Source organism: Bartonella vinsonii subsp. berkhoffii ATCC 51672 (assembly GCF_902825225.1).
GTDB lineage: Bacteria > Pseudomonadota > Alphaproteobacteria > Rhizobiales > Rhizobiaceae > Bartonella > Bartonella berkhoffii.
This window is the reverse complement of record NZ_CADEAK010000133.1, coordinates 1-473: the sequence shown is the minus strand read 5'-3', so window position 1 is coordinate 473 and position 473 is coordinate 1. Positions and strand designations below refer to the sequence as shown.

1 protein-coding gene is annotated in these 473 nt (G+C 31.9%); it reads right to left on the bottom strand.

Features of this window, described 5'->3' with window-relative positions:
* Positions 1–175: 175 nt before the first annotated feature.
* Positions 176–473, bottom strand: a 298-nt coding sequence (locus J7R10_RS08605) for a Bax inhibitor-1/YccA family protein (protein ID WP_208436468.1), incomplete at its 5' end; no start/stop codon positions are given.

The window sequence follows — 473 nt, the reverse complement described above, 5'->3', positions numbered from 1 at the left end:
GGAGTTTTTGCTGGATAAATGTAGTTGGCCAGAAAAATTTTCTTTTATAAGGCTTTTTTATCATTTGAATATGAATATTGAGATTTAATAGGTGAACACTTAATTAAAAATTAAAAGAACCTTGCTTCTTTTAAGAAACAAGGTTCTTTAAATTAAACAATAACTGCTGTCGTAATTAATCCCGATTCGAACCAAGAAATTGCAGCAGAAAAACAAACATATTGATAAAATCAAGATAAAGATTTAATGCACCCATAATAATTTTACGACCTCGGGTGTCATCCCGATCTCCTTCATAATACATTAATTTTATATTTTGCGTATCGTAAGCTGTTAAGCCAGCAAAAATAAAAACGCCAATTACAGAGATAGCAAATTGCAAAGCACTGGATCCAAGAAAGATATTAACAATCATGGCAAGCATCAAACCCACCAAACCGATAAAAAAGAATGAACCCATCGCTGTGAGATCA